19 protein-coding genes and 1 tRNA gene are annotated in these 22,983 nt (G+C 53.9%); 5 read left to right on the forward strand and 15 right to left on the reverse strand.

The features are described 5' to 3' along the window. Positions 1-76: 76 nt before the first annotated feature. Positions 77-640 carry an RNA polymerase sigma-70 factor gene (locus EJ361_RS15690; protein WP_126246589.1) on the reverse strand — a complete coding sequence of 188 codons (564 nt, stop codon included), beginning with the start codon at positions 638-640 and terminating at the stop codon, positions 77-79. An 88-nt stretch (positions 641-728) separates the two neighbouring features. On the opposite strand from EJ361_RS15690, the gene EJ361_RS15695 reads away from it, so the two are divergent. Continuing rightward, positions 729-1,541, forward strand: a complete 813-nt coding sequence (locus EJ361_RS15695) for a 2,3,4,5-tetrahydropyridine-2,6-dicarboxylate N-succinyltransferase (protein ID WP_126246590.1) — start codon at positions 729-731, stop codon at positions 1,539-1,541. 130 nt (positions 1,542-1,671) lie between these two features. Then, a tRNA-Leu gene (locus tag EJ361_RS15700) sits at positions 1,672-1,758 on the forward strand. A gap of 101 nt (positions 1,759-1,859) precedes the next feature. Here EJ361_RS15700 and EJ361_RS26170 read toward each other — a convergent pair. The 10 genes from EJ361_RS26170 to EJ361_RS15745 form a co-directional block, all read right to left on the reverse strand. Then, complete coding sequence (locus EJ361_RS26170; protein ID WP_394344730.1) at positions 1,860-2,282, reverse strand: alpha/beta fold hydrolase; 423 nt, start codon at positions 2,280-2,282, stop codon at positions 1,860-1,862. After that, the gene (locus EJ361_RS25650; RefSeq protein WP_164714273.1) at positions 2,212-2,439 is read right to left on the reverse strand and encodes a hypothetical protein; all 228 of its coding nucleotides are present in this window, start codon (positions 2,437-2,439) and stop codon (positions 2,212-2,214) included. The genes EJ361_RS26170 and EJ361_RS25650 overlap by 71 nt, the downstream gene beginning before the upstream one ends. Before the next feature lie 473 nt (positions 2,440-2,912). Continuing rightward, positions 2,913-3,308: a hypothetical protein gene (locus EJ361_RS15710; RefSeq protein WP_126246592.1), complete on the reverse strand. Its 396-nt coding sequence runs from the start codon at positions 3,306-3,308 to the stop codon at positions 2,913-2,915. Between the two features lie 242 nt (positions 3,309-3,550). Next, a complete protein-coding gene (locus EJ361_RS15715) occupies positions 3,551-3,877 on the reverse strand; it encodes a T9SS type A sorting domain-containing protein (protein WP_126246593.1) in 327 nt (108 codons plus the stop codon). Positions 3,878-3,977: 100 nt separating this feature from the next. Beyond that, positions 3,978-5,237 carry a family 16 glycosylhydrolase gene (locus EJ361_RS15720; RefSeq protein ID WP_164714275.1) on the reverse strand — a complete coding sequence of 420 codons (1,260 nt, stop codon included), beginning with the start codon at positions 5,235-5,237 and terminating at the stop codon, positions 3,978-3,980. 293 nt (positions 5,238-5,530) lie between these two features. Continuing rightward, positions 5,531-8,470 carry a LamG-like jellyroll fold domain-containing protein gene (locus EJ361_RS15725; protein WP_126246595.1) on the reverse strand — a complete coding sequence of 980 codons (2,940 nt, stop codon included), beginning with the start codon at positions 8,468-8,470 and terminating at the stop codon, positions 5,531-5,533. A gap of 393 nt (positions 8,471-8,863) precedes the next feature. Continuing rightward, the gene (locus EJ361_RS15730) at positions 8,864-10,672 is read right to left on the reverse strand and encodes a RagB/SusD family nutrient uptake outer membrane protein (protein ID WP_126246596.1); all 1,809 of its coding nucleotides are present in this window, start codon (positions 10,670-10,672) and stop codon (positions 8,864-8,866) included. Between the two features lie 22 nt (positions 10,673-10,694). Beyond that, positions 10,695-13,916 carry a SusC/RagA family TonB-linked outer membrane protein gene (locus tag EJ361_RS15735; RefSeq protein ID WP_126246597.1) on the reverse strand — a complete coding sequence of 1,074 codons (3,222 nt, stop codon included), beginning with the start codon at positions 13,914-13,916 and terminating at the stop codon, positions 10,695-10,697. Positions 13,917-14,055: 139 nt separating this feature from the next. Continuing rightward, positions 14,056-15,075 (reverse strand): FecR family protein, encoded by a 1,020-nt coding sequence (locus EJ361_RS15740; protein ID WP_126246598.1) that lies wholly within the window; start codon positions 15,073-15,075, stop codon positions 14,056-14,058. 73 nt (positions 15,076-15,148) lie between these two features. Then, positions 15,149-15,781 carry an RNA polymerase sigma factor gene (locus EJ361_RS15745; RefSeq protein ID WP_126246599.1) on the reverse strand — a complete coding sequence of 211 codons (633 nt, stop codon included), beginning with the start codon at positions 15,779-15,781 and terminating at the stop codon, positions 15,149-15,151. Positions 15,782-16,259: 478 nt separating this feature from the next. Between EJ361_RS15745 and EJ361_RS15750 the strand changes: the two genes are divergently transcribed. Beyond that, complete coding sequence (locus EJ361_RS15750; protein WP_164714276.1) at positions 16,260-17,819, forward strand: alpha-L-fucosidase; 1,560 nt, start codon at positions 16,260-16,262, stop codon at positions 17,817-17,819. Between the two features lie 163 nt (positions 17,820-17,982). On the opposite strand, the gene EJ361_RS15755 is transcribed toward EJ361_RS15750, so the two are convergent. Next, a complete protein-coding gene (locus EJ361_RS15755) occupies positions 17,983-18,411 on the reverse strand; it encodes a hypothetical protein (RefSeq protein ID WP_126246601.1) in 429 nt (142 codons plus the stop codon). Between the two features lie 99 nt (positions 18,412-18,510). Between EJ361_RS15755 and EJ361_RS15760 the strand changes: the two genes are divergently transcribed. Both EJ361_RS15760 and EJ361_RS15765 read left to right on the forward strand, forming a co-directional pair. After that, complete coding sequence (locus EJ361_RS15760; RefSeq protein WP_126246602.1) at positions 18,511-19,122, forward strand: sterol desaturase family protein; 612 nt, start codon at positions 18,511-18,513, stop codon at positions 19,120-19,122. 101 nt (positions 19,123-19,223) lie between these two features. After that, positions 19,224-19,742 (forward strand): hypothetical protein, encoded by a 519-nt coding sequence (locus tag EJ361_RS15765; protein ID WP_126246603.1) that lies wholly within the window; start codon positions 19,224-19,226, stop codon positions 19,740-19,742. Between the two features lie 121 nt (positions 19,743-19,863). Here EJ361_RS15765 and EJ361_RS15770 read toward each other — a convergent pair whose 3' ends face one another. From EJ361_RS15770 to EJ361_RS15780, 3 genes are all read right to left on the reverse strand, one after another. Next, positions 19,864-20,064, reverse strand: coding sequence for a YqaE/Pmp3 family membrane protein (locus EJ361_RS15770; protein ID WP_126246604.1), 201 nt, complete (start codon positions 20,062-20,064; stop codon positions 19,864-19,866). 458 nt (positions 20,065-20,522) lie between these two features. Then, on the reverse strand, positions 20,523-21,275 hold the full coding sequence (locus EJ361_RS15775; protein WP_126246605.1) for a LytR/AlgR family response regulator transcription factor: 753 nt from the start codon (positions 21,273-21,275) through the stop codon (positions 20,523-20,525). Then, positions 21,268-22,938 carry a sensor histidine kinase gene (locus EJ361_RS15780; protein WP_164714277.1) on the reverse strand — a complete coding sequence of 557 codons (1,671 nt, stop codon included), beginning with the start codon at positions 22,936-22,938 and terminating at the stop codon, positions 21,268-21,270. Before EJ361_RS15780 ends, EJ361_RS15775 begins: the two co-directional genes overlap by 8 nt. Positions 22,939-22,983 lie beyond the last annotated feature (45 nt).

The raw sequence follows: 22,983 nt of genomic DNA on the forward strand, positions 1-22,983 counted from the left end.
GCCGGAAAAATAATTTTGGGGGATGGAAGGGAACGCCCTGCGCGGAGGCCTGTTCCGGAAAGACCGTAAGCAGGCGTTACCAGCAGAACAGGGAACCCAGCGTGGCACGGAGCCTTGCCAGGGCTTTGCCCAGCTGGTTCTGGACGGTTTTGCGGGAGATGTTGAGCTGCCGGGCGATCTCGTCGGGGCTGGCGCCTTCGTTGTAGCGCATCCGGAAAATTTCCTGCCGGCCTGGGGGCAGGGCGTTGACAAGGTCGTGGTATAATTTCAGCCATTCGTTGCGCCGGGCCAGGGCGTCGGCACTTTCACCGTTGGCGGTTTGTTCGGCCAGGAGGTCGGCCATGGGCAGGAAGCGTTGCTGTATTTCCAGCAGGTTCAGCACGCGGTTGCGGACGGCCGTATGGATATATGCGGGGAGGTGGAGGATGTGGAGGTCTGCCCGGCGGTTCCAGAGCTGGAGGAAGAAATCCTGGGTGATGTCTTGCGCGGCGGCGCCGTCGTTCAAGCGTTTGAAGGCGGCATTGTAAACGGGTTGCCAGTAGCGTTGATAGAGCGCATTAAAAGCTTCTATGCTGCCGTTTTTCAGCGATCGCAGCAGTTCCGCGTCGCCCTGGTCCTTATATGCGCCCGTATCCCCCATGAATAATGTTAGCCAGTCGGATAAAAATACGTTTTATCACCCAACTGTGCCTGATTATATTATTTTTGCGGAAAACAAGCATAATCCAATGGATATACAGCAACAAATCCAGGCTGCATGGAACGACCGCAGTCTTTTGCAGCAAACGCAATATTCAGACGCGGTGCGTTCGGTGATCGAAGCCGTTGACAAGGGAAAGCTTCGCGTGGCGGAGCCGGCGGAAGATGGCTGGAAGGTGAATGAGTGGGTAAAACAGGCGATCCTGATGTATTTCTCGATCCAGCCGATGGAAACGATGACGCTGCCTCCGTTCGAGTTCTACGACAAAATGAAGCTGAAAACGAACTATAAGGAGCTGGGCGTTCGCGTGGTGCCGCATGCCGTGGCGCGTTACGGAGCGTTCATCGCCAAGGGTGCCATCCTGATGCCTTCGTATGTTAATATCGGCGCATATGTGGACGAGGGAACGATGGTGGATACCTGGGCTACGGTGGGTTCGTGCGCACAGATCGGCAAGCATGTGCATTTGAGCGGCGGTGTGGGCATCGGCGGAGTGCTGGAGCCTTTGCAGGCCAGTCCCGTGATCATTGAAGACGGCGTGTTCGTAGGCAGCCGCTGCATCGTGGTAGAAGGCGTTCGCGTGGAGAAGGAAGCGGTACTGGGCGCCAACGTGGTGCTGACCCAGTCTACCAAGATCATCGACGTAACCGGTGCGGAGCCTGTTGAATACAAAGGCCGCGTTCCGGCCCGCAGCGTAGTGATCCCGGGTTCTTACACCAAGAAATTCCCTGCCGGGGAGTTCCAGGTGCCCTGTGCGCTCATCATCGGTCAGCGTAAAGCGAGCACCGACCTCAAAACGAGCCTGAACGATACCCTGCGCGAATTCAACGTTGCCGTGTAACGGCAGTAAGATATCTATTGAAAAGCCGCGCTGGTCGCGGCTTTTTCATTTTTTGTCAAATTTTTTCTTGCCAGAATTTGGAAATAATGAGAAAGTGCGTACATTTGCACTCCCTGACACAAAAAGGAATGCCCAGATGGCGAAATTGGTAGACGCACTGTGTTCAGGTCGCAGCGCCGGCAACGGTGTGCTGGTTCGAATCCAGTTCTGGGCACCAAAAAAAGAAAACCCGCTCTAAGAGCGGGTTTTCTTTTTTATATACGCTGCTCTCCCTTTCTGAAATTTTGCGACTCCATACTGTCCCCCCGGTAAAAACTTTTATGATTGCTGGATTTGTGGAACTGTTCCTGCCCGGGCAGATCGTCGCCTATCAGCGGTACACTCCCCTTCTGCTCCGAAAGCATAGTTCCGCCCCGCCCAGTTGTCTACACCTATCGAGCCGGTACGTTCGCTTCGTTGTCCGACAACATTTGGTAACAGATCTCCTTGATAACGGAGGGCGAAATTAAAGGCCAATATTCCTCCAAAGGAATGTGCTATCAGGTATACCTGCTCAGATCCGGTGGCCTGCCGGACGTTTTCGATGTCTTCCACCATCCGGGCGAGACTGAAGTGGCCATTTTCCGGAATGGTCGAACGGTCCCGATCCGCGTTGGTCGAAGTAGTACATTTACAGCGTGCCTTCCAGGGAATTTCCGCCGCGCACTTCATAAGACTTGCTCCATGCGCCGGGCCCGCCATGGATAAAGATGCTAGGGATCTCTGTTCCACCGGATTTCATGTACAGTCTCACCCCGTCGGATGTAAGGATCGAAGTGTCTGCATCGATCGTGCGGACGATGCTAAAACCGCCGGAAGACAGCAGCATCAACATGAGGAAAGCGAAAATATTCTTCATTCAGGGATGGAGATAATTTTGTGCATAGTTCCGTAAAGCAGCGCTGCCGGGAGTTACACTGCCGGCCACAAATTAATGATATATGTTTCAATAGCATCGAAATATTCCGCTACCGCTTTAAACCCGGGATTTCCGTTTTTGTTTTCAGTTTATATTTGTTTATTAAAGGGTACCGGTTCCGGGACGGCATCCTGCGCATTCAGGAACAGCCCTCGATCGCGATCATCACGTCGCCTTCCGACATGCACCTGCAATTCAGCTCCCTGCCGGATTCATTTTCCAATGAAGTGACCAGGCCTTTGACGCAAAAATATACGCGATCGCAAACCTCTCCGTAATCCAGCAAAACCGCGTTCTTTTTGAAAAACACATGGTCACAAAATCAAAAACCGTACATAACAGAAAACGGGCACCGTTGCGAACGGTGCCCGTTTTGCCTGTATATGGGCGCTGCTTTGCCGGCCGGGCGCTGATTACAAACTACCGTACCAGCCCTGGATTAAAAGGAAGTTATAAATCTTCCTGGCCTCATAGTGTATGGGCGTGCCGAGCACTGTACCATGCCTTTCTTCGATCGTTTCCAAGCCATCGTAGAAATGACTGGAGCTGGTAACGTCCATGTAATAGCCGTTTACCATAATATAGTCGGGATCCAGTGGATCTCCGTACACCGCCATCGTGGCAGTACCGCCGTTATTCAGTTCAACGGTATAGCTTGCCGGTGCGGGAGAATGCGGGTAATCGTCCCAGGATTTGAAACCGTAGATATAGCTAAATGCTTTCGCCTCGGCGGCATTGGATGGAGACATATTAATGCCGGGAGAAAATATGATAAAACTAAACAGGGTAAAAAGAAGGATTTTTTTCATGGGTGTTAATTTTTCTTAAATGAGCAATAAGGAATCAAGGCCGCGCAAAGCAGCAACAAGCCTGAAGTGTGAACAATAACAATAACCACCGTGCCCCACATGTGGCCCTGCCATCGCGCAGGATACCACCAAACCCGCGGCCATTAAGACAAACAGATAGCGATTTCACCTGCTGCATTTGCGGCGGAAAAATAAACATCGAATTACCGGGCGATCGGGCGTTCTCCTGGTAGTTGCAGCCATTATAATTTGATGAACTTGTAGGTTTTCAACAGTTTGCCCCCCTTGCCGGCGATCCGCAGCCAATACATGCCCGGCGCCAGTTTACCGGTATGGAACGTTACCGGCCCCGATGAATAGTTCGTCATGCTTTCCATTCTGCAAATCTGGCCATCGGGGGTTACTATAGATACATTTACCTTCGTTACACCTTCCGGCAATTTGCCGATGTATAAAATATCGCCAGTTAACGGGTTAGGATAGATTATTTCCATGTTGTCGGGTTGTATTTTAGCAGACAATCCGGCTCTTGTCCATGCCATGGATTGCGACCTCCGGGTCAACCGCATGTACCAGCAGCACCGGAGCCGGCAATGCCTGCGCCGAAAGCGGTACCAGCCAATTCCGGATCACCGGCAACCTGCATACCCGCTCCAGCAGGTTTACACATTACTGTTTTTCCAGATAAAAATCATCTGCATAAGCAGTATTAGTGACTCCGTTCTTATAAAAATAAATCGTTGCCGATGTATTGGTAGCACCCGTGGTAAAAGTTACCTGCTTCATTTTATAAGTGACATCCGTCACCAGACTGCCAATAGCACTGCCGCCATAATTCTTCACACCTACGCTAGCGCCGCCACCGGCATTCGCCAGTTTTGCATAAGCGCCCAAAATATAGGTCGTGTTGGGAATGAGGCCGGTAATCGTTTGCTCTACAGAGGCAACGCCCCCTTGTAACTGCACTGCATACATTCCTGAATGTGCGTTATTGCTCACTACGCCGGCACTACTGCCCGAAGATGGCCAGGCGTCCCATTGCGACAGGCTCCCGCTTTCAAATCCGCCATTGGTAGCTACTGATAATTTGTACAGCCGCACATAATCAACATGCATATAAAAAGGAAGATGCGAATTGGTAACAGGCCCGGGCCAGCCCACGCCCCCGGATTGATTGAGGATAATATAAAACGGCACATCAAACGGCCACTGCTGCCAACCGCCGCCGGCAACCCTGGAATAGGTAAAACGATGTGCCCCGTTAACAAACATCTTCACATCATCCGGCGTCCATTCCAACGTATATAAGTTATAATCGTTTTTGACATACGGAGAGCTGACATTGGGTAAATTGCCGTTCTGCCGGTGTGTACGGTGTTTTACCGAGTTGGCGAAGTTTACATGTTCCATCAAGTCGATTTCGCCGCAACCCGGCCAGCTGGCATACTGAAAGGCCGGCTCAGGCATCAGCCATATGGCAGGCCAGGAACCCTGTCCTTCCTTCATCTTTGCACGCACTTCCAACTTGCCATACCGAAAATTTACTTTGTTCATGGATCTCACCGCTCCTGCATGATAAGGCACATTGTCGCCGGGGATCACTGCATTATCCATTTTTACGACCAGGTTCTGCCCATCAAGATAGGCGTAGTCTGCCGTCGAGGTCAGGTAAGTATTCCATGCAGAACCACCCCTGGGAGAATGCTCCCAATTATTGGGATCGAATGCACCGGTTGCATTGAACTCATCGGCCCAGATCAACTGGTAATTCGGGTTGGCAGCTACTGACCGGGCGGCCACATTGCTTAATGTAGCGCCCGGTTTATGGCCGGAGGCTTTTTCCATGGGACTGGCAGGTTTCTGGCAAGCCGTAAAAAGGGCACAAACTCCCAGCAACGCCGGGATTGAAATCAAAAACATTGGTTTCATGATCATTGATTTTAGGATGGATAGTATTAAATAGGGGAATAACTAACCTTTAGTGGGAATTACAGGAAAATCCGGGTTAATCTGTAAAGAACTTGCGGCAGCACCGTGCAGACCTGTAAATTCCGCGGAAACTGTTTTTTTCATAAAGCGTAAGCGTTCTTATGGTTAAGAAAAATAAAGCTTATGCAACGTGGGGGCTGTGTTTCCTGACCGCCTGGCCTGCCAATCCAATGATTTCTTCCGGTAGCGTAAAAAACTACCGGGCGCCCAATAGCACCCGGTAGTTACAAACATTACAATTTGATGAACTTATCGGTTTTCAATACTTTCCCTTGCCGGCTGGTGATCCGCAGCAAATACATCCCCGGAGGCAGTTTACCGGTATTGAATGCTACCGGGCCCGCCGAACCTGCAGCCATGCGTTGCGATTTACACACTTTACCATCCATGTTCACCACGGTAATTTCCACTTCCGCTTTCCCCCCCGGCAGCTTGCCGATATATAAAACATCACCTGTTAAGGGGTTGGGATAGATCATTCCCGTGTTGCCGGGTTGCAACTTGTAAGACGACGGTCCGGCTGCAACAGCGGCAATGGATTCCGGCCCGCCGGGGCAGCCGCTTACGCCGGTCGCCTGGGTGCTGGTAATATAGGTACCGTTGGTGATGGCACCCGCATAAGCCGTTCCCAGCGAAGCTGTCGCTACCGTGTTGCCGGCATTATTGTTCAGCCGCCAGTAGGCCACCAGGCTGCCCGCATTGGGGTGACAACTGCCCAGTACCTTGTCTTTCCAGCCCGAGACGGTCGTTGCAGCAAGATCGGTGTTCCAAACCCGCACCTCGTCTATCGTGCCGTCAAATCCACCAAATCCGAAATCCAGGGAGGCGGCGTTGTTGCTGGAGGAAGCAGGGATCACGCCATAGACAAGTGTTGCCGGCGCCCCGTTGATATACAGTTTCAGCCGGTTGCTGCTGGTGGATTGCGTGCCATCGTATACCATCGCAAAATGATACCACTGGCCTGCCACAACGGTACCTGGCGCCGTTGCCCCATAGGAATTGGCACCATTGCTCACATTGGCGTATAATCTCCCCGTGGGGTCGGATTGCAGTGCCATGCGCTGGGTGGTGCTGACGCCTTTATAGAATACGTGGTTCCATCCGCTGGTGCTATTGAACTTCGCCCAGGTTTCAATCGTGAATTTCGATGCGCCGTTCAACTGCGTCACATTACCCGCCGAAATGCTGCCACCTGCCAGGGACACTGCGTTATGTGGCGAGGGCGGATTGGGAGAGCCCGCGTTCTTCCAGAAAAACAGGTCTCCCAGGCCACCGTCGAGCGTATCGCTCACGGTAAACTGGGAACCGCTTACGTGGGTCAGTGGTACTATTTCCGACGCGCCGGTTGCCCTGCTCACCCTGTACAGGGTATCTACCGCGCTGGTACCGAAATCGATGCTTAACGTGATTTTCTGCTTAGACAGGTTCGCTTTGCCCAGCAGCGTATCGGCAACATCGTTGTAGCAGCAGCCATTTTTGGTATAAAGGCCGTTCACGATCATAAAGTAGCGGGTAAACGTATCGAGGACCGGGGCCATGGTAATGCCCGGCGTATTGTTAAGCCCCGGAACCGGTTTGAAATAGCCGATAAGCAAGCTACCGGGCAAACCATTGTTTGTTGCGGGAACCAGGTTGGTGGCCGTGATACTTTTTACATAGGGATCAGCGGTGGCGCTCCAGGCGGGAGCGTCCGGGACCGATGCGTTATTGGTAACAACACCGTTTACGAGTTTTTTCCCGGGGATGAAACGCAGGTCGCTGGTCCGCAACCGGGAAAGGTGCGGTGTGAGGTTGTTGGCCTGTTGTACCGCCCGGGCAATCTGATAATATTGCGGCGTGAGCGCTCCACTCTTAAAAATCATACTGGAACGCTGATGAAAATAGCTCATCCATTTTACGCCCATGCCCAGAAAAGCGAAAATGTTCAGGTTGATTTCCGACTCTGCCGGCATGTAAAGCTCGGACCCGAGGGGGTCCCTACCTCTGTAAGACTGCAGGTAACCACCAAAGATGATGGGTGTGGTGCCCGTTCCATCGTGCCCGCCCAGGGCCATCCTGCGGTTATGCGCCATGAATATGTAAATATCATCCGTCTTATAAGTAGTGTTCTGGGAATCAAAATAATAATAGTCGAAGGTCAGCATGTCGGGTTTGCCATCCTGCAGAAAAAACCTTTCCTGAGTTTCTGACATTTCGTTGCGACGCTGGTTGGTATGGAACAATACATCGGGGTACTTTTCGCGGATGATCTGGAACCATTCTTTATAGATGGGCAGTTGCGATACGGGATAATCTTCCTCGTCGCCCACGCAGATGGATTGCAGTTTGTCGAGGTGAGCCAATTGCATGGAGTTGAGGAAGCCATTGCTCTTTTCGAAAGCCGACGGATACCTTACGATATGGTCGATGGAATTTGCCGCCGGGCGCCCTACTTTGGCGATCCCCCATTTTAGGGTCGGCGCGCCTGCATGCCTGTCGTAATGAAACCCGGGCATATCATGGTATTGCGGGGAAAGGCCGGCGTAAAAATACTCACTCGCGGGAGGCGGCAATAAAGGCCAGGGATACGTTTGGCGATAGCTGGAAACGCCTGCCTGGGATAAGGTGAGCTGCAGTGTATTGCCACTATATGGATTATCGGACACGAACAGGTAGAAGCCTTTGATGTGGTTAGGGATGATGTCTGTTCTACTGAATATCAAAATAGAATCGATCTGGGAAACACTGCCAAGATCGAGCGACCACCAGGCCTCCATTTCCACCCTGCCCTGCGCCGTGCTGGCAACCGAGCCATTGGCATAATTCCCATCGGTATTGCCGTCTACCGCTTTTGAACCGGCAGCCGCAGTGGTAGACTGCGTTACGGGATTTCCCAAAGCGATGTTCGTTCCGTTACTGAACACCTGTACTTCCGCCAGGTATAAAGGTTCCGTGTTGGACATCTGCACCCTGACGTACCGGCCGGTACGCCCAACCTGAATACTTTCGACAGGTTTGACAAAAGCGCCCTCATGCGGATGGTCGTTGCGCGACCAGGACTGTATGTTTATCCCTTTCTGGATGATCAGTTTGTCGTACCGGGACATCGTTTGGGAAAAGGCATGTATGCAGGAAAGCATCCCAAATAGAAACAGGGGCCCCGCAACGCATAACGCGGTGTAGATTTTTTTCATGGTGAAGATTTTATAGAATTAAAGGTTTTCTCGTTCAGGGGATAGCGGAAAATCGGGTCGCTTATCATACACCGCATCCCATTCCGGATCATCATACGCGCATCGGTCCGGCGGAATGTGCATCGCCGGTTTGCTACATCTTTCAATAGTCCCGACCGGTCGTTGTTCACCGGGCTGACTTTTATCGTTCCTGCCTGTTGCCGCAGCCAATTTGCCTGCGCCTGCATGTGAGGGAAGGAACCGGCAACAGGAATGTTGCCGGTGCTTTTTTATCATCACATCTGGGTTTTTACACTCCTTTCCTTTTTATTTCAACCAATTCGAATGTAAAAATGATACGGAAATAGCTAACTCAAATGATTTTTGTATCCGTCTTTATCGTGGGCGCCTGGCTTACCAGCCAAACGGTTGCTTCAGTTTCGGGTTCAGTACGGTCTGCTGCTGCGGGATGGGCCGGTAATAAAATTTCGGCTCCAGGAAGGGGCCCTTGGTCTTGTCGCCCCAGAACGCGATATAGCCAGACGTACCTTCCGTCAGGTAAAATTTGGACAGCGTTCCATCAGAATTCTTGAGGTAGAAGCGGGCCAGCTTTTTGCGGACGTCGGCAGGGAGGTCTTTGATGGAAAGCGTGTCTTTCGGTGAAGGAAGGATGGCCAGGTCCAGCGTACCGTCTCCCGTCATATCCATGGCTCCAATCGCCGGTACGTAAATGCCCTGTTGCGCGTCTGCCAGCCGTTTGCCGGCGTACCAGCGCTGCAGGTCGTCATAACGGAAACCCTCACATGCCAGTTCCACCCTTCTTTCCCGCCGTACTTCCAGGATGAGGCCTTGGTTGGTGCCGGTCACGTTCGGATAATAAGCCGCCAGTACCGGATCGACATTGGCGTTCGCAGCCGCCAGGTCTATCCCCGGCATGCCGACGCGGGCGCGGATTTTATTGATGGTATTATCGACGTCCGCCTGCGTCGCCGTTCCCAATTCTGCCCTGGCTTCGATGTAATTGAGCAATACTTCGGCATAGCGATAAATAGGAAGCGCAGTATAAGTAAGTAACCAACCTCCCCGCAACGCTGCTTCCCGCGGATAGAACTTAACCTGGTTATATCCTCCGAGGGCCGGGTTCGGGAGTTCGGCAAACCCTGGCGGGGCGATAGTTTCAGCCATGCGCGGATCGCGGTCGACGAATACCTCCAGTAATGTTTTCTGCGCATAGCCGGGCTGGTCGGTGAATCGGCTGCCGTCTTTCATCAGGAAGGTTTCCTGCAAGCTCCTGCTTAATGCCCACAGGTAATTATATACGGTATTGCCGCTATTGTTGGCAATGCCCTGTTCCTTGTTCGCCGCCCGCCACAGGATCATTTCCTTGTTGCCGGTGAGCGACCCGCTGCCAAACATCGCCCGGAAACCTTCCGCGCCGCCCTGGGTGAGTGTGAATTTGTTCCCGCTCATCAATTGTGCCGCGGCCCATTCCGCCTTTTCCAGGAAACGGGTATGATCGCCCTGCAGGCCCAGTTCCGGGTGGTATTTCCGGAAGGTGCCCTCGTACAGGCAGTACCGGCTCATCAGCACCAGCGCCGCTTCTTTCGACACGCGCGTACCATCGCCGGAAATGGATTTCATATTATCTACTGCGAACTGAAGGTCGTTAAGGATGGAATCGGCCACCAGCGCACGCGGGTCCGCAGGCTTATAAAGTTCCTCCGCTTCATGTGCAAGTGTGTGAGACACCCAGGGCACATCCGAAAAACGCCGCAGTTTCGCGAAATAATACCTTGCCCTGAAAAACCGCGCGATACCCACGTAGTGCCGGATCGCAACCGGATCTCCCACCGCACCGCTATAGTTTTCCAGCATGTAATTGATGTTCCGGAGCGTGCCCCAGTTATTGGCGTCCCAGGTGTTGGCCGCCACCGTGGCAGGCGACAGCGTGCCGTTCAGCATGCTTTGCAACTCACTGCTGTTACTGAAGGTGGCGACGTTGTCGGAATTCACGTCTTCGTACCCGAACCCGTCGTACCCGTAATAATCGTTGAACTGCGGATAGAAGGTATTACTGTATGTTTCGAGATCTCCCGCCGTCTTAAAGAAATATTCGGGCGTGACCTCGGTTTGTGGCGCCCTTTGCAGGAAGTCTTTATTACAGGCGCCGAGCGCCAGTGCCGCCACGCTGATGTATATGGTTGACCAGGATTTAATTGTCATATGGTTGAGATTGAATACGTGATCAGAAATTCAGGTTGATGCCGCAGGAATACGTTTTCTGCAAGGGATAACCCGCGCCTCCGCCATAGTTGATGGCTTCGGGATCGAGGTTAGACCGCATTTTCTTGTATGTATAGAGGTTTTCGCCGCTGACGTACACCCTCACTGCCGACAAACCCCACTTCGTCATGAGGCTCCTGGGGAGCGAATACCCGATCGTTACGTTCTTCAGCCTGCAATAGGAAGCGTCTTCAAGATATTTCGTCTGCGGCATGGCCAGTTCCTGGTTGTTGCGCTCCGCGATATATCCCTTTACCCTGGGATAATACGCGTCCCGGTTTTCGGGGGTCCAGTGGTCGAGCGAGCTTTCCAGCACATTCGTCCAGGGCTGCGCGTATATGCCCCAGTAATAAATGTGGTTGCCGGGCGGATACCAGTCTCTTTTGCCGACCCCCTGGATATACAACCGGAGATCGATCCCGTTCCAGTTGGAATTAAGGTCGAGGCTATAGGGAAACTGCGGGCGGTTGTTGCCGATTATCACCAGGTCGCCTTTGGAATACAGGGTATTGTTCCCCATATCGATCCGCTTGTCACCATTCAGGTCTTTGAACCGCAGGTCCCCGACATAGAATTTGGACTGCTGATTGGCGGCGCCTACGGCCGACTGGTCAAGTGCCGCCAGTTCTTCCTGCGTTTGAAAGAACCCGTCCGATATCATTCCCCACATTTCCCCTATCTGCTGGCCGACATAATAATCGGTCAGGATGCCGGCAGGATTGTCGTACCGGGTAATAAAAGCCTTGCTGTTGGAAAGTGAGAGGCGGGCGCTGACATTCATTCTCTTTCCTGCTACGTCGAACCCGTCGCGCCATGCTACGGACAGCTCCCATCCTTTCGTCTTCAGGTCGGCCGCATTGGTGCGGGGCTCGGCGGTGCCGAAAATGGCAGGCAGTGTTTTGCTTTTTACGAGCATGCCCGTCGTCCGCCGTGTATACGCATCGAAATTTACCTGCAGCTTGTCTTTGAAGAAGGAAACGTCTGCCCCCAGGTTCAGGGACGTAGCTTCTTCCCAGGTTTGCTCGGGGAGAATGTACCTCGGTGCAGATACGCCCGGCGGCCTGCCACCGTCGAGAATATATGAAACGGGGCCGGCAGGCATGGTGGTGTAGTACGGATAATTGTTCACACGGGGATTGCTACTGAGCACCTGGTTGCCGAGTGTGCCGTAAGAAGCCCGGAGTTTGAACAGGCTGATCTTCGCCGCGCTGAATAGCGGATCCAGGAAGCGTTCTCTCGAAGCTACCCAGGATGCGGAGGCGGAAGGAAAGAAGCCCCAGCGATCGTCTTCCCGGAAGCGAGAGGTACCATCGTTGCGCGCGTTCAATTCAACGATGTACTTATTGTTGTAGATGTAATTGAGCCGGTAGAAAAAGCCGCGCAGGGCATATTCGGTGACGAGGTCTGTCGGCGGCTGGATCACTCCCGTCGCCAGCTGCGGGGAAGGAAGGTCGGGTGTGATCAGGCCCAGGCGGGTGGAACTGAAGTCGTTGAAATAACGGTATTCCTGGTTGAAGCCCACCAATGCTTTCACGTAGTGTTTTTTAGCGAAGGTTTGCTGAAAATCGGTATACACGTTATACACGTTCATCCGCATCCGGTTGGCGCTGTTGGAAGCGTAACTGCTGGTGGAAATGGCAAGGGGCGATTGCGGCAACAGGGCCAGCAGCGGTTCGTCCGGGCCCGTGCGGTAATAAACCTGCCGGTTGAAAATGCGGGAGTTGTCGTTGCTGCGGCGGAATGTTGCGTCCGCATAGAACGTCCACTTCGAAGACAGGAGATTGATTTTCGTGTTGAAGGTGGTCTGGAAATCGTTGATGTCGTTAGACGTACGGCCGCCTCCCTGGAGCGAGCCGAGCAATGCGGCACCGTCGCGCGTCCAGCTGCCGTCGGGATTCTTCGGGACTGACAGTGAACTGGTGCGTGCGGCGCTCCAGAACAGGTATCCGTCCAGGAACGTAGGCGAATCGTAGGTACGATAGATGTAAGACGTATTGGAGCCGAAGGAGAGCCATTTGGTAGGCGTAAATGTCGCCTTCGCACGGAGATTGTACCGGTCCATGATATCGTTCCCGTATTTCAGGGAGCCTTCCTGCCGGTAATATCCTGCAGACAAGTAATACGCCATTTTGTTGTCCTTTTTGGAGACGCTGACGTCTCCCGTATAAGCGGGCGCGTATTTGTTGTAGATCTCCGCCAGCCAGTCGGTGCTGCCGTAATACGTCCAGAAGCGGCTGCCGGGCACCTGGAAAACGCGCGGCAGATCGGGGTTGTTGCGCAGCTCTTTCGCATAGGCCTGTTCGGCATCCGGGAAAAGGCTGTAGAGGGGAGTGCCAGCGGCCCGCTTGTATTGCATGACCGTGAGCGGCTCTGTGACAATTTTCGGCGCATCGGTATTCTGCTTAATGCCATAATTGAAGTTGGCGGCCATTTGCAGCTTGCTGTTCTTTGCCGATTTGGTGGTGATCAGCACTACGCCGAAAGCCGCCCTGGCGCCATAGATCGCGGCAGCACCGGCGTCTTTGAGCACGGTCATGTTCTCGATGTCGGCCGGGCTGATCAGCGACAGTTCTTCGGAAGTGATCGGCACATTGTCTACCAGGATCAGCGGAGCGCTCGCGCCGCTGATGCTCGCCACCCCGCGAACGTTGAAGGTAGCGGCGTCTGTAGCACGGCCGCTGCCGGGGTTGATTTCCAGGTTGGGGATCAGCCCCTGCATGCCGCTGTTGACGTTGCTGATGGAACGGTTTTGCAATGCGTCGCCGGAAACGGATTGTACCGCGCCGCTCAGGTTTACCTTTTTCTGGGAACCGTATCCCACCACCACCACTTCATCGATGTCTGCGGCGCTGATCTTCAATTTGGCAAGGAGCGAAATGTTGGCGTCGGGTTTTATCATGTACCCGGCAAGCGTTTGCCCCTGGAAACCGATAGAGGTAATAATGACGGAATACGGGCCGCCGGGCGGGAGGTTCGCGAACCGGAACACGCCAAGGGAGTCTGTTTTTGTACCGGCCGTAAAATTCGTGCCGGCATTGATGACCGTTACGGAAGCGCCTATGACGGGCGCGCCGGCTTCATCGTTCACAAGCCCTTTCAGGACATTGGTTGATTGCGCAAGTGATGCGCTGCCTGTAAAACACGTGAGCCATGCCACGAGTAACAGCTGGAGGGATGTCTTCATAATCTGCTGGAATTCCATAAAACTTGTTTAGTTGACGTGTACAGTTTTATACGAATCCCGGAAGCATAAACCCTCCCTTCCCGACGAATATTTTTTTCAACACCCCACAGCGCCACAAATCAATTTGCAACTGCTACATTCATTGTTTCAGCAAGTAGCCGCGGGTGGTTTTCGAAAGTTTCAAATCGTTGAGTACCGCGATGGCCCGTAGCACGTTCTGCAGCGAATCCGTCCCGTCGAGCCGGCCGATGAACGACATGTTCCGCAAAGCCGCCCGGTCAAAATCTATCCGCACATGATACAAGCTTTCCAGCTGGTCCAGCACTTCGGGCAACGCCTGGTTGTTGAACATGTACCAGTTTTCCTCACCGAAGGCGCTGAACACGTCGTCTGCCGCCGGTTTGCCTTTCGATCCGGTTTTCTTTTCCATGTGCGTCAACGTCATGCTACGCGCCGCCTTGTCATACACCAGCCGGTCGCCCGGCAGCAGCAACTGCGGAGCCGCGTGCCTGTCTGCATGCCGGCGAACGGATATTTTGCCTTCCAGTAAACGTACGTAGATTTTATTTGCGCCCTGGGGGGCATTTACATCGAATATGGTGCCCAGTGCCGTAACCGCCAGTTCGCCGGCCATAACCGTGAACGGTCGTGCGGTATCTTTGGCAACCTGGAACCGGGCCGTACCAGTCAGCTCGAGAATACGGCCGGCGCTTCCGAAATCTTCTGCATAGCGCAGCGAGCTTCCGGGCGCCAGTTTCCCTGTAGACCCGTCCGGCAACTGGAAGGCCTTCATCTCCTTATCCGTATTCCCGATAATGGTGTACGCCAGCGCAGGGGCCGTTTCGTCCTTTCCGGCGGGCAGGCGCCCCGTACCATGCCAGTAATACATGCCCAAGCCCAGCAGCACCGCAATGGAAGCGGCCACACAAACATTACGCACTATCCTGCGCAGTATTGCCGGCCGATGCACGTGCCGGCTTATCCCCTCCCACATCCGGGCAGATTGCGCGGCAGAAACGGCTACAGGCGTGGTGCCATCATCTTCCTCGAGAAAGGCGACGGCCCGCCCGGGCTCTGCCGTAAGAAAGATATCGGCCGCTTCGGCTTCCTCCTCCGTACATTCCCCCCTGAAATATTTATTAAGTTGTTCCTGCGTCATCTTTTAAAAAAATGGCTGGTTGAATAGCCTCGATATATGTTCCCGTATCGTATTATACGTTTCCGGCCGCCGGTTACCCTCCCCTTCCGCAACATAAAATGGAAAACACGACGAAAAAGGGGAAATAATCGTTAGCAAGGAGCGCCCGCACCTGGCGGGTCGCCTTATAAATATGGTTCTCGACGGCTTTTTCGGAAATTGACAATGCCGCCGCGATCTCCCGGTAAGTCATCCCCTCCAGTTTATTCATCTCGAACGCCCGGCGGCGCACGCCCGGCAACACCTCCATCGCCCGCCGCAGCGTGGCCTGGAAATCTTTTTCGTCCACCATTTTCCCCGCCGCCTCCGATATCGGCACCCCCGCAGCGATGCGGGCCTTGAGTTTTTTATCGTCCGCATATTGCTTTCGCAGCATGTCGACCAACGTAGTGGCGGCGATGCGGTACAACTGTGTCGACAGCGCATATTCCTGCGAAATCCGGCTACGGTATTCCCAAAATTTGATGAACGTAAGCTGCACGACTTCTTCGGCCAGGTAGGCAGACCGGGTTTTACTAAAAATGTTCTGATATAACTTCCGGTGATAGGTTTCAAAAACCTCTCTGAAAACGAAAGTATCACCACATTGTAAAGCTTCAATGATGTCTAATGCGGTATTCATGCTTGGTTGATAATAGCAATAGTTAATTGAACACTTCCTTAACAACCGATCCCTGATTAAAAATAGTGATTTTAGTATAGTTACACTAAATTTATTTTTAATTTAACTAAATTTAGAAATTCCCGCATTGAAAGGCCGTTCACCCGGTCCGTTGGTTTCCGCTCAACGCCTTGCGGGCAGTCTCCGCATGGTTGGGTAGTGCGGCCATGGCACGTTGTCAGGCCAACTCCATCTCCGCGGCGGCACATGTGTTACGACCAACGTGTTTCTGCCGGAAATCAACGGTGCAGCAGCCGTGCAGGGTACAGCGGCAAAGCGCTCTACCCGGGCGGCGCATCCACCAGCGTTGGCGCTCTTTCCGCGCAGTAGCCCTGGTGGGACCTGGCCCAAAACCAGCCGTTCAAAGCCGTCGCGGAGAACGCGGCGGTTTTCTGACCACATGTCCCGGGAATGCTTATTTTACCTAACCGATAAACCAAATCTCTTTCAGGCTATGCGTATTTTCCTTCTTGCTGCGATCTTGATGTCATCGTTATTCGCCCGGGCACAAGCCCCCACTTTGAACTGGGAAGAACTGACAAGGGAATACAAGTTCCCGGAGTGGTATACCAGCGCGCGGTTCGGCATCTGGGTACATTGGGGCGCGCAATCCCAGCCCGATAGCGGCGGCGGTTGGTACGCCCGTCATATGTACATGCAGAACGTAGGCCGCGAAACCTGGGGCGCCAATGCCTATCCTTACCATGTGCGCACCTATGGCCATCCTTCTGAAAAGGGTTTCAAAGACGTGATCCATACGTGGAAAGCGGACAAACTCGATACCGACGGCCTGTTGCGGTATTTTAAAAGTATCGGCGCAAAGTATTTCGTGGCGCTGGCCAACCACCATGATCATTTCGACAACTTCGCATCCACCTATCACCCCTGGAACTCGGTGAACGTGGGGCCCGGAAAAGATCTCATCGGCCTGTTCCGGAAATCGGCCGCCAAATACGGCATCCCTTTCGGCGTGAGCTCTCATGACGACCGCTATCTTTCCTGGTGGCTGCCTGCGTTCGGTGCAGATTCGGCCGGCCCCAAAAAAGGCGTTCCTTACGATGGCCGCATGACGAAAGCCGACGGCAAAAATACATGGTGGGCTGGCCTCGACCCCGCCGACCTGTACGGTCTGCCCCCAGAAAAACGCACTGCGGAATGGATTGCCGGCGTGAAGAAAAACTGGGTGCAGCGGCATGTGGAACTGGTAACCAAGTACGACGTGGACATGCTCTGGTTCGACGGATACGGATTTCCGTACGGAGAATTCGGCAAGGAAGCCTGTACCGCGTTTTTCAACGACAAGCTTAAAAGGCATGGCAAGATCAACGCCGTGATCTCGGGGAAATTCCACGGGAAAGAACCTGCTATCGCCGAAGACGTGGAGCGCGGCGGCGCGGAAGAAATCCAGCCGCACCCCTGGCAGGGCACGCTTACTTTCGACAGCTGGTTTTACAAATCGGATCGGCCCATCCGCCACAACGCCCGCACCGTCATCGAAAGCCTGATCGATATGAACAGTAAAAACGGGAACCTGCTGCTAAACGTGGAATTATTGCCGGACGGGCGCATCCCCCAGGCCCACAAGCTGATCCTGGATACGGTCGGCTCATGGATCAACCGGAATGCAGACGCCATCTATGGCAGCAAACCCTGGAAAATTTACGGCGACAACCTCGGCGGAACCGCCATCGTCAAAAACATGAGCGAAGCCGACCTGGATGCGGCAAAAAAACAAACCAAAAGCCACGACTTCAACGAGCGCACCATCGCCGCACCCCTCTTTCCGCACAACGAAGTGAGATTTACAGCGAAAGGTAAATCGCTCTACGTTTTCGTACTGAACCCCGCAGCCGGCGAACTCATGATCCCCTCGCTTGGTTCGGGCGGGAAATACGGTGCCGGCAACATTACTTCCGTTCAGTTGCTGGGCAGCAAGCGTCAGGTACGGTTCAGGCAGGCATCCGCCGGACTGACTTTAGACGTACAACCGGTACAAGCAGCTATACTTCCGCAAGTGTACAAGATTACCGGCGCGATCCGATAATGAAACAGACGCTATTCAACAGGCGAAACACCTGGGCCCGGTACTGCCTCCCGGCAGCCGGATACCCCGGGTGCAGGGGCCGTTCCATAAAAAAGGGCAATCCCGTAGATTGCCCAAATAAGTAACAAAACTTCCGAATTGATGTCATTCCATCAACACCCGCTTACTGCTGGTAGCATCCGTTCGAATTCAGACAATCCATCACATGGTGGATCGCTACGCTATACATCGTATCCCACGCCGTACCGTTCGGGGCAGATACCCAAACCGTGATCATCTGGCCGCAGGCATCCCACATCTGGAACGATTTCTGGATACGGTACTTGTTTTCCTCCTGTTTGAATGCCCCCACCTTGATGCCGGCATTGTTGGTGATCACGTTTACGTTCGCTTTCTTTTCAACGGGCAGGGTGGTGTTGGATCCGGCCGCGATGGCGCCGGCGCTCACCATCAGGCAGGCAAAGGCAAATCCCTGCCGCTTCCGGCGGCTTCCCGGCATGTCCATCGCAACCAGCGCGTTCCGGTACGATTTGCTGCTGCCAATTTTCACACTGCGCCGCAACGCGATTTTCCGGTCCGGGAGATCGATCACATCCCGGTTCGAGGGATTTATACGGCGGTTCGTGGTCCTGATTCCGCGGTTGATGGAAAAATCGCGGGGATCGCGGGCGCGCGGGGGCAATTTGCCTGCATGCAACCGGATAAAATCAAGAACAAGGGACAGGCGCGGCTTTTCGAGAACCAGTATCTTGAAATGCTGACCAAAACGCATCCGCTGGTGATCTGGGGGATGTACCTGCCCGTGATCGGGTATTTGCTGTATTACAGCGTAGCGCAGGCGGGGTGGGGAATGCCGCAGGCGGCGGGCGTCTTTTGCCTGGGGATTTCGGGGTGGACGCTTTTCGAGTACATCATGCACCGTTTCGTTTTTCACTTCGTGACGGAGCGCCCCCGGCTGCGGCGCATCAATTATACCCTTCACGGCAATCATCATGAATACCCGCGCGACAAGCAGCGCCTCTTCATGCCGCCCGTTCCCAGCCTGATCATCGCCTCGGCCATCTTCGGCGCGATGCGGCTGGCATTGGGCGTGGCGGCGTTCCCGTTCTTTCCCGGGTTTATGCTCGGCTACCTGTTGTACGGCACCATCCACTACGCGATCCACGCCTGGCGACCGCCCTTCCCCTGGGCCAAACCCCTGTGGCGGAATCACCACCTACATCACTATAAGAGCGAGGAAAGAGGGTTCGGGGTCAGCACTTCATTGTGGGACCGCGTTTTCGGGACGTTCTTCAAGGGCTAGGCACCGCCATCCCCCCTGTTCGTACCTGCATTTGACCGGTTTGTATAGAAAACAACGACCATTCCGGCCGGAACTCCTATTTTTTCCGAAAACCAACTGGAATGATGAAAAAATACTTGTTATTAATCCTGGTTTGCTGGAGCGGAACGGTGATGGCACAGATGGAAGCAGCCCGAAAAATAAACCCGGAATATCTCCACGAAACCCGGATCAAAAGCGACCCTCCCACGATCTGGCAAACCATCCGCGACCTGCCGAAAGTAAAGGATTACTCCAATGGCGCGATCACGGAAGTAAACATCCGTACCGTTGGCGGAACGCAGTTCCGTGACCTCGTGTTCGCAGACGGCCGCAAGCGCACCGATGAAATAGAACAGGTCCACGATACTTACAAATTCTTCGTGTTCCGTGTCGCTGCTCCGCTGCCGTCCGGCGTTTCCAAAGCGATCGTTACCGCGCTGGTAGAATCGATTCCGGATAGTATCGGCACTTCGGTCGTTCGCTGGTCTATCATCATGGAAGGCAACAAATCCGCCAAAAAGGCCCTGACCGACACCCTCGTCGCGGAAATCGCCAATTACGAGGCGGGTCTGAAGAAACTGATGGAACAAGCGCCGTGATCCGGATACAGTATTCGATCATTTGCCATACGAAAAAGGCCTCCTTCGGGAGGCCTTTTTCTTGCTGTAATGTTTTCAATGCAATGGACCCTGCACCTGGCATCGACCAGGCTGGATCGGATTACCTGGAATTCCGCATCGCTCTTACGATACGGTCTGTCCGCCTTTCCGCCCGAGCGTTGTTCAGCGACACAACGGCCCAAATAGCGGCAGGAAGCCACCCGATGAGGGTGATCTGCAGCACCAGGCAAAGGATCGCATGAAAGATCATGCCCCTGAGTAGAAAGGATAAAGCCGGGAGGAGAACTGCAATAAGTATCATATCTGTTAAATTCAGTGTTTTGGAATGGCTGCGTGTTACATAAGCCCGGGAGCCCCGGTCATATGTAAATGCAATATACCATAAGATACTGAAAAATGTCCGCTCCCGCCGCCAGACGGATCGAAGCCCGTTACCGTGAACGCGGCGGTGGTGGTGATGGCAGACAGTCTCGCCGTTATCGTGAAATCCGAGATATTGCGGGGTAGGCATATCTATGCGTATGTTCCGGAAAACCAGCCTTACTTCCAGCTGGACCCAATACTGGAAACGCCGGCTACCCTGCAACCCGCAGGCGGCTGGTCCCAAACACCTCCCACCGCTTCCGTTTACGGTCCCGGCGTGCTGATTTACAATGACACGGCCGTTTTCATCCGGATGGAAACCCCTACGCTCAAATTATCAACAAAACAAAGCCTGCCCGAAATGGGGCAGGCATTACTTTATACGGTGACAGGTATTCAATTCCGCAGCAGTTCCGTTTTCACCCAGTCTTTCTTCTGCCGGGAAACGGGCACCGTGCTGTTATCTTCCATTTGCAGCGCGAGGCCGTCGCTGCGCTGCAAACTGCGGACGAATTTGCGGTTGACGAGGTGCGACTGGTGGCACCGGATGAATCCATACCCTGCCAGCAGTTCTTCATAATCGGCGATGGGCGTGGTGGAAAGGACTTTTTCCCCGTTGGATAAATAGAAAAAAGTATAAGAATTCTCACTCTGGCAGCGCACGATATCCTGCACGGCTACCATCCGCATTTCTTTGAGGGATGAGATGGCGATGCGGTGATCGTTCCGGTTTTGGGTATGCTGCAGGTTGAAGAGGAGATTGCGGAGATTGTGGTTTTCCTGTTTCTGCGCGATCCTGTCTGCCGCGCGGGCCACAGCGGCCACGAGCTCGGGGATGTCGAGCGGTTTCATGAGGTAATCGATGGCGGAAAACCGGATCGCGCGGATGCCGTATTCGCTGAAAGCGGTCACGAAGATCACTTCGAAATCGTAGGTTCCGAGCTCCTGCAACATTTCGAACCCGTCTTTCCCCGGCAATTGCACATCCAGGAAAACGAGTTTCGGTTGCAGCCGGCCGATCATTTCCCGCGCTTCGAACGCATCCGCCGCCAGGCCCGCCACTTCCACCTGCGTGCAATATTTCTCCAGCAGTGCGCGGAGGTTGTTGCGGTTATGCGGTTCATCTTCTATGATCAACGCTTTAATCATCCAGCCAGTTTTTGAATGTAAAATACGCCGTTGTGCCGGATTGGGCGCTTTCCAGCTGCAAACGGACCTTCTTGCCCCGCTCCGCCTGGTTGAACAGCGCGATCCGGTCGGCCGTGAGCTGCAGGCCTTTGCCTGCCGCCGGGCGACTGGTGTCGAACCCCTTTCCGTTGTCTGCGATTTCCACCAGCAGATCGGCGCCTTGTTGACGGACGGATATCCGCAGGGCCAGCATTTCCCCTTTGCCCCGGAACCCATGCTTCACGGCATTTTCCACGATGGGCTGGAAGAGCAGGGGCAACATGTCTATGGCCGCCAGATTCACGCCCGGCGCCACATCCAGCGTAAAATCGAAGGGCTGGCGAAGCTGCTCCAGGCGGATGTAGCTTTGCAGGTGCTTCAATTCCTGGTCCAACGAAATGCTATCCCGGTCCCCGTTTTGCAGGGTGTTGCGCAACAATCCCCCGAAACCCGACAAGTAATGGTTCGCTTTTTCCACTTCGCCTTCGTTGAGCAAGCCCTGGATGGAGCCCAGCGCGTTGAACAGGAAATGCGGATTGAGCTGGGTATACAGCGCCCTGATCCGCATGCGCTGCGCTTCCTGCTGGCGCTTCCGCCAGCGGTTGCGGAACCGGTAGAACAACAGGCCGGCCAGCAGCAACAGGCCTAAAACCGACACGATCAAGAACCAGGGCTCCTGGTACCAGCGGCCCGGCACGTAGAACCGTTTCACGAAAACATAGTTGGGCTTATCGGCATAACGGACCTCCAGGCGGTATTTGCTGCCCGACTGCAAGTCTGCCACGATGATGATGTTGTTGGATTTCCGCCAGGCGGCACGGGTATCACCGTTTATCAAAAGGCGATATTCGAATGCGGAGTCGTTCGGCACATCGTGCCGCGGCCGGAAAATCAGCGCCGATTTCGTATCGGGGAATAGCTTGGCGGGCGGTGTCGATTCCGGTTCGCGGCGGCCCGGCCAATCTTCATAAAAAAGTTCCGCTTCGCCAGCATTACCGGTTATCGCATGTTGCTTTTCGAACACATCGCGGACAAAATCGGGCAGGGCCATGGATGGATTGTGATTATCCATCCCGTACATCAAAAACGGCGGCGATTGCATCGCATCTGCCTTCCTGAAATGCATGGTCAGGAAAGGCGCATCCTGCCGCTGGCGGAAGCGAAACACCAGGCTATCCCCGTTTTCCAGCAGCGCATCGTATAGCATCAGGCCCCGTTGCGGCCAGTGTTTATAAGGCCTGTTCAGGTTGGCGTAGAAAGAATCTGTATACGGCCGCCCCTCCGAAACCGGCAGCCAGCCCGTCTCTTCCTTTCCGTTGCGGACAGCCTGGTAGTACATGGTGGCCGTTTCGAAGACATGGGCGTCTTCCGGCAATGTGTCGCGGAAGGAACCGCCGACGGAATATCCGCCATTGTCCAGCAACTCCTTCATACGGAACACCGAAATGGCCAGCCGCTTTCCATACACAAGGTAATGTTGGTCTTTGAAGGGAAGCCGGATATCGTATGGTTGATAATCGACGTCGAGATTACGGGAATAGTTGTTGGCGATCTGGATGACGGTGGAATCGTTATAAACGAATCGATGGCTCCGCGGTGTCTTTTGCCCGAACGCAGCAACGACCGTTACCGAAACCAGCAGCATGACAATGTATAAGCGGCGAAATATCTGCATCAGCTTGAAAATTAA

This window comes from Chitinophaga rhizosphaerae (assembly GCF_003958645.1).
Taxonomy (GTDB): domain Bacteria; phylum Bacteroidota; class Bacteroidia; order Chitinophagales; family Chitinophagaceae; genus Chitinophaga; species Chitinophaga rhizosphaerae.